Annotated in this window: 8 protein-coding genes; 4 read left to right on the top strand and 4 right to left on the bottom strand. The window is 73.6% G+C overall.

Annotated features, from left to right (window positions below):
- Positions 1 to 193: 193 nt before the first annotated feature.
- A complete protein-coding gene (locus ACI79W_RS19960) occupies positions 194 to 886 on the top strand; it encodes a DsbA family oxidoreductase (RefSeq protein ID WP_456563824.1) in 693 nt (230 codons plus the stop codon).
- A 75-nt stretch (positions 887 to 961) separates the two neighbouring features.
- On the opposite strand, the gene ACI79W_RS19965 is transcribed toward ACI79W_RS19960, so the two are convergent.
- The 3 genes from ACI79W_RS19965 to ACI79W_RS19975 form a co-directional block, all read right to left on the bottom strand.
- A complete protein-coding gene (locus ACI79W_RS19965) occupies positions 962 to 1939 on the bottom strand; it encodes an NAD(P)H-dependent flavin oxidoreductase (RefSeq protein ID WP_456563825.1) in 978 nt (325 codons plus the stop codon).
- Between the two features lie 18 nt (positions 1940 to 1957).
- Entirely contained in the window at positions 1958 to 2200 is a 243-nt protein-coding gene (locus ACI79W_RS19970; protein ID WP_236829382.1) for an acyl carrier protein, read from the bottom strand.
- A gap of 67 nt (positions 2201 to 2267) precedes the next feature.
- Positions 2268 to 2486, bottom strand: a complete 219-nt coding sequence (locus tag ACI79W_RS19975; protein WP_456563826.1) for a hypothetical protein — start codon at positions 2484 to 2486, stop codon at positions 2268 to 2270.
- Between the two features lie 74 nt (positions 2487 to 2560).
- Between ACI79W_RS19975 and ACI79W_RS19980 the strand changes: the two genes are divergently transcribed.
- Together ACI79W_RS19980 and ACI79W_RS19985 are read left to right on the top strand one after the other, a co-directional pair.
- Positions 2561 to 2890 carry an ArsR/SmtB family transcription factor gene (locus tag ACI79W_RS19980; protein ID WP_456563827.1) on the top strand — a complete coding sequence of 110 codons (330 nt, stop codon included), beginning with the start codon at positions 2561 to 2563 and terminating at the stop codon, positions 2888 to 2890.
- Entirely contained in the window at positions 2887 to 3399 is a 513-nt protein-coding gene (locus ACI79W_RS19985; protein WP_456563828.1) for an SRPBCC family protein, read from the top strand. Before ACI79W_RS19980 ends, ACI79W_RS19985 begins: the two co-directional genes overlap by 4 nt.
- 16 nt (positions 3400 to 3415) lie before the next feature.
- On the opposite strand, the gene ACI79W_RS19990 is transcribed toward ACI79W_RS19985, so the two are convergent.
- On the bottom strand, positions 3416 to 4588 hold the full coding sequence (locus tag ACI79W_RS19990; protein WP_456563829.1) for an NADH:flavin oxidoreductase/NADH oxidase: 1173 nt from the start codon (positions 4586 to 4588) through the stop codon (positions 3416 to 3418).
- A 202-nt stretch (positions 4589 to 4790) separates the two neighbouring features.
- Between ACI79W_RS19990 and ACI79W_RS19995 the strand changes: the two genes are divergently transcribed.
- Entirely contained in the window at positions 4791 to 6605 is a 1815-nt protein-coding gene (locus ACI79W_RS19995; protein ID WP_456563830.1) for a phosphoenolpyruvate carboxykinase (GTP), read from the top strand.
- Positions 6606 to 6693 lie beyond the last annotated feature (88 nt).

Below are 6693 nucleotides of genomic sequence, written 5' to 3' on the forward strand. Positions count from 1 at the left end.
GGCGCGACGGTTTTATTCGTGGGGCACCTGGGGGGGGACGGAACATACCCGGGGGGTTGACCCCGGGCGCGCCCCCCGGCCGCTGGCGCGGGCCGGCCCCGGGAGGCGCATGACGGCCGGGCTCGTGCGGAGGTGGAGTGCCCGGACGCGTGAACCGCGGAATGCCCGATGCCGGAGCGGGGTTGGGCCGGGCATGCAGGTTGAGGTCTGGTCCGATGTCGTCTGTCCGTGGTGCTACATCGGCAAGCGCCGGCTCGAGGCCGCGCTCGAGCAGTTCCCGCACCGTGACCAGGTCGAGGTGATCTGGCGGTCCTTCCAGCTGGACCCGACGGCGCCCGAGGGCGAGACCCACCCGACGCTGCCGGCGCTCGCCCGCAAGTACGGCACGAGCGTCGAGCAGATGCGGGCGAACATGGCGCAGGTCGAGCAGGTCGCCGCCGGCGAGGGCCTGGAGTACCACCTGGCCGACGCCGTCAGCGGCAACACGCTGCTCGCGCACGAGCTGCTGCACCTGGCCGCCGAGCACGGGAAGCGCAACGAGCTCAAGGAGCTGCTGCTGCACGCCTACTTCGAGGAGGGGCGCTCGGTCTTCGACGTCGACTCCCTCGTCCCGCCGGCCGTCCAGGTGGGGCTGGACGAGGCGGAGGTGCGGGCAGCGCTGGCCGACCGGCGCTACCTGGCGGCGGTCCGCCAGGACAGCGCCACCGCGCAGTCGCTCGGTGCCACCGGGGTGCCGTTCTTCGTCGTCGACCGGAAGTACGGCGCCGCGGGCGCCCAGCCGGCCGAGCTGCTGCTGCAGGTGCTCGAGCGCGCCTGGGCCGACGCGAACACGCTGGTCACCGTGCCGCCCGCCGAGGGTTGCGCCGACGACAGCTGCACCGTCTGAGCGGCAGGACCAGCCGGCGCGTGTGCACTTGCGGGCCTCACTCAGGGGCCTGAGCGGCCGTCGACCGCACGATGCTCACGGAGCAGGCGGTCGGCCCAGCAGGTCGGCCACCGCCCGCAGGGCTTCCTCGGCGCCGGCGTCCAGCTCCCGCACCACCTCGGTGGCCGATCGCTCCGCGGTGACCAGGCCGACCGCCTCGCCCGCGTAGACGGGGGCGGTCGACGGGTTCCCCGTCCGCCGGCCGTCCACCACGAGCTGCCGGGCCTCGGCGTCGTGCGCGAGCTCCGCCTCGCGCCCGTGCCAGGCGCGGGAGAAGTCGTTGGCCAGCGCGCGGCCGGGCCACCGTTCCGGCCAGGGGATGCCTTCCGCGACGTCGAAGGCGCGGGTCAGCACGGTCTCCTCGCCGGCCGCCGCGCGCACCCTTTCCCGGGCGGCGGGCGAGTTGAGGCCCTCCGGGCAGCACAGCAGCGGGGTGCCGATCCACACGCCCGCCGCGCCCGCGGCCAGGGCGGCGGCCATCCCCGCACCGGTGGCGATGCCGCCGGCGGCCAGCACCGGCCGGTCGGTCAGCGCGAGCACCTCCTGCAGCAGCGGCAGGGTGGCGCGGCGCCCGGTGTGCCCGCCGGCCTCGCTGCCCTGCGCCACCACCAGGTCGACGCCGGCGGCCTGCGCCCGGTGCAGGTCGGCAACGGTGTTCACCTGCGTCGCGACGGCGATCCCGGCGTCGTGCAGGCGGGGGACCCAGGGCGCCGGGTCGCCGAACGAGATCGAGACCAGGTCGGGTGTCGCGTCGAGCGTCGCCTCGAGCAGGTCGGGCCGGTCGGGGAGGACCCAGGCCATCAGCCCGACGCCGAAGGGCAGCCCGTCGCCGCGCGGGACGGCGCACTGCTCGACGACGAAGGACGCCGGTGTCGCGGCGCCCACGCCGATCATGCCGAGCCCGCCGCCGAGCGAGACGGCCCGCGCGAGCGCACCTCCCGCCACGCCGGCCATGGGTGCCCCGATGACCGGCGTGGCGAGGGCGAAGCGGCGGGTGAGCGCGGTCGAGATCACGACCGCATCCTTCCCCGGCTACTGCGTGGCCGGGCCACCCTGCGACGTGCCCTGGAGCCGCCCGAGGAACTCGTGGCAGCGCTTCGCGCGCTGGGAGTCCTGCTCCATGACCTCGCGAAAGAACGCCGCGACGTCGTCCAGGCCCGCGTTCTCGGCGTCCCGGACGTACTGGCCGTAGTCGTGCCCGGCCTTGAGCGAGTGGTACTGGACGGAGACGAGGTCGTAGAAGACGTCCTCGAAGCCGGTCTCACCGGTGGCCATCGGTCCTCCTCGGTTCAGGTGGGTGGGACGCGCCCGGCTTACCCGGGAGAACCGGTCCGTCACACGGTCAGGCCGGCGGCTTCTCGCCGAAGGCCCCGCCGGTGACGTCGCCGCCGCCCGCCTCGTCCGCCAGGTCGTCGCTGGCGGGCAGCTCATCCTCACCGGTCGCCGCCGGGTCGTCCTCGGCGGAGGCCAGGTCGGCACCCTCGCCGTAGGCGCCCGGGTCGGCCTGCAGCGTGCGGGGGTCGTTGAGCGGGTCGGGCGTGTCCGGATCGGTGACGGTCATGGGCGGCTCCTTTCCCGGGGCGCCGCGCGCCAACCCCTGGACCGACGCGTAACCGGTGTGTTACGCATATCCCCGTGGAGGCGATCCAGGCGCTGGCCGACCCGATCCGGCGGGAGCTGATCGGGCTGCTCGCGGCGGGGGAGCGCACGGCGGGGGAGCTCGCGGCCCCGTTCCGCGTGAGCCGGCCGGCGATCAGCCGGCACCTGCGGGTGCTGCGCGAGGCCGGGCTGGTGAGCGTGCGCGCCGACGGGCGCGAGCGCCGCTACTCGCTCGACCCGCGGCCGCTGCGGGAGATCGACGACTGGCTCGAGCCCTACCGCGACCTGTGGGCGCAGCGGCTCGACGCCCTCGGCACCGAGATCGCCCGCGGCAGGCGGGCGCGCAGGCAGGGAGAAGAGGCATGACCGAGGACCTGGGCAGCCGGCGGGGCACCGTCACCACCGAGGAGGACGGCCGGCGCCGGCTGGAGTTCCGCCGCAGCTGGCCCGACCCGATCGACGACGTCTGGGCCGCGCTCACCGAACCCCGGCGCATGGCCCGCTGGATCGGCACCTACGAGGGGGAGCGGCGCCCCGGCGGGTCGGGCACCTTCACCATGACCCACGAGGACGAGCCGGTGGGCGAGCCGATGAGGGTCGTCGAGTGCGACCCGCCCCGGCGGCTGGTCGTGGAGTGGGTGCAGGAGCAGCAGGGCTCCGGCGTGTGGCGCATCGACCTCGACCTCTCCACCGACGGCGACCGGACCGTCCTCCGGTTCGTCCAGTTCTTCGCCGCCGGCGCCGACGTCACCGACTACGCGATGGGCTGGCACTGGTACCTCGACAAGTTCGACGCCGAGGTGAGCGGGCGTCCGGTGCCCGGCGGCTGGGACGCGTTCGCCGCCGAGGTGGGCCCGGCCTACGGGCGCGGTTGAGCCGCCGGGCGCGCCGTCAGGACGACGACGTGGTCGGGTGCTCGACCTGCACCGGGTCCGGGCCGGTCCAGGGGCCGAGCCGGCCGAGGAGGCGGTCGCGGGACGCCAGCCGCGGCCCGGCCTGCACCGGGTAGGCGTCGTAGGCGTCGGTGAGCTCGCGGGCCGCGTGCACGGCGAAGTTCGGGTCGTCCTGCGCCTCCCGGGCGACCGCCACCAGGTCGGCCGCCCCGCCGGCCACGATCGCCTCGGCCTGGTGGGCGTCGACCACCAGCCCCACCGCCATGGTCGCGATGTCGGCCTGCTCGCGGATCGTCGCGGCCCAGGGCACCTGGTAGCCGTAGCCGATCGGGTGCTCCCACCCGCCGCCCAGACCACCGCCGGAGACGTCGACGGCGTCGACCCCGCGGGCGCGCAGCTCGCGGGCGAAGGCGACGGTGTCCTCGACGGTCAGCCCGTCCCCCGACCCGTCCACGGCCGAGACGCGCACCAGCAGCGGCTTGCCCGCCGGCCAGGCGGCGCGCACGGCGTCGACCACCTGGAGCGGGAAGCGCATCCGCCCCTCCCGCGAGCCGCCGTACGCGTCGTCCCGCTGGTTGCTCAGCGGGGAGAGGAACTGGTGCAGCAGGTAGCCGTGCGCGGCGTGCACCTCGACGACGTCGAACCCGGCGGCGTCGGCCCGCCGGGCGGCTGCGGCGAAAGCCTCGCGCACCTCCGCCAGCTCCTCGACGGTCAGCGCGTGCGGCACCGGCCACCCCGGCCCGGCGGGGACGGCGGACGCCGAGACCGTCGGCCACGGCGCCTCGCCCGGGTGGGCGTCCTCCCCGGTGACCGGCCCGGAGCCCTCCCACGGCCGCCGGCTGCTCGCCTTGGCCCCGGCGTGGGCCAGCTGGATGCCGGCCGCGGCGCCTTCGGCGTGCAGGAAGTCCACGACGCGCGCCAGCCCGGGCACGTGCTCGTCGGACCACAGGCCCACGTCCCCGTGGCTGATCCGCCCCTCAGGCGTCACGCCCGTCGCCTCGACGACCACCAACCCGAAGCCGCCGAGGGCGAACCGGCCGAGGTGCACGAGGTGGTAGTCCCCGACGTAGCCGTCGGTCACCGAGTACTGGCACATCGGGGCGACCGCGAGCCGGTTGCGCAACGTGACATCGCGGAGACGGATCGGCGAGAGGAGGGTGGGAGAGCTCACGGGCTGTGGTGAACGCCGCCTATTACCAGACTGTTCCGGGGTGAGCGGTAGACGTCCTATACGTAACATTTGTCTCGGTTACAGGCGCGTGTCCGCGCTTGTAACCTGACCCGATCCGAACGGCCGTCCCGGCGGCCGCGGCTCGCAGGGCACCACCGTCGGAGCGGGCATCCGCCCCGGCGACGCAGAGGATGGAGACGCCGTGACCACCGTGGCCACCCCAGGTCTGGAGAACGCCCCGACGACGCACGCCCGGCTGCTGGCCTGGGTGCGGGAGATGGCCGAGCTGACCACGCCGGACCAGGTGGTCTGGGTGGACGGCACCGACGAGGAGTGGGAGCGGCTCACCCGGAAGCTCGTCGACGCGGGCACCTTCACGCCGCTCGAGAAGAAGCCCAACTCCTTCTGGTGCGCCTCCGACCCCAGCGACGTCGCGCGCGTCGAGGACCGCACCTTCATCTGCTCGGTCGACGAGGCCGACGCGGGTCCCACCAACAACTGGATGGACCCGGGCGAGATGAAGTCGATCATGACCGAGCTGTACCGAGGGTGCATGCGCGGCCGGACGATGTACGTCATCCCCTTCTGCATGGGACCCGTCGAGGCCGAGAACCCGATGTTCGGCGTCGAGCTCACCGACTCCGAGTACGTCGTCGTCTCCATGCGCGTGATGGCCCGCATCGGCAGCCGCATCCTCGAGGCCATGGGCTCCGACCGGCCGTTCGTGCCGGCGATGCACTCCCTCGGCGCCCCGCTGGAGCCGGGGCAGGCCGACGTGCCGTGGCCCTGCAGCGACACCAAGTACATCGTGCACTTCCCCGAGGAGCGGGCCATCTGGTCCTACGGCTCCGGGTACGGCGGCAACGCGCTGCTGGGCAAGAAGTGCTACTCGCTGCGCATCGCCTCGGTCATGGCGCGCGACGAGGGCTGGCTGGCCGAGCACATGCTGATCCTCAAGCTCACCAACCCGCAGCAGAAGACCTACTACATCGCCGCCGCCTTCCCCAGCGCCTGCGGGAAGACCAACCTGGCGATGCTCGAGCCGACGATCCCCGGCTGGAAGGTCGAGACCCTGGGCGACGACATCGCCTGGATGCGCTTCGGCGAGGACGGGCGCCTCTACGCGCTCAACCCCGAGTACGGCCTGTTCGGCGTCGCCCCCGGCACCGGGTGGGACACGAACCCGAATGCCATGCGCACCATCGACAAGGGCAACTCGGTCTTCACGAACGTCGCGCTGACCGACGACGGCGACATCTGGTGGGAGGGCATGACCGACGAACCGCCGGCGCACCTCACCGACTGGAAGGGCCGGGACTGGACGCCGGACAGCGACGAGCTGTCCAGCCACCCGAACAGCCGCTTCTGCACGCCGATCACCCAGTGCCCGATCCTGGCGCCGGAGTACGACGACCCCAAGGGCGTGCCGATCTCGGCGATCCTCTTCGGCGGTCGCCGCAAGACCACGATCCCGCTGGTCACCGAGGCCCGGGACTGGAACCACGGCGTGTTCATGGGGGCGACGCTCTCCTCGGAGACCACCGCCGCCGCCACCGGGGCCGTCGGCGTCGTCCGGCGCGACCCGTTCGCGATGCTGCCGTTCATCGGCTACAACGCCGGTGACTACTTCGGCCACTGGGTCGAGACCGGCAAGATGCACGACGCGAGCAAGCTGCCGAAGATCTTCTACGTCAACTGGTTCCGCCGGGACGCCGACGGCGGCTTCCTCTGGCCGGGCTTCGGCGAGAACAGCCGCGTGCTCAAGTGGGTCATCGAGCGCCTCGAGGGCACGGCGGCCGCCGTCGAGACCGCGGTCGGCCACGTGCCCACCGCGGACTCGCTCGACGTCTCCGGCCTCGACATGACCACCGAGCAGGTCGAGCAGGCCCTGGCGGTCAAGCCCGAGGAGTGGCGCGAGGAGATCCCGCAGATCACCGAGTGGTTCGAGAAGTTCGGCGACAAGCTGCCCAGCACCATGTGGGACGAGCTGGAGATCCTCAAGAGCCGCCTGTCCTGAGGAAGGACCCCGTGCCCCCCGCCACTCGCTAGCTCGTGGCGGGACCCTGCACGGAGCCGGACGACGGAGGGCCCGGACCGCAGCCGCG

It is taken from the genome of Blastococcus sp. SYSU DS0533 (assembly GCF_054050775.1).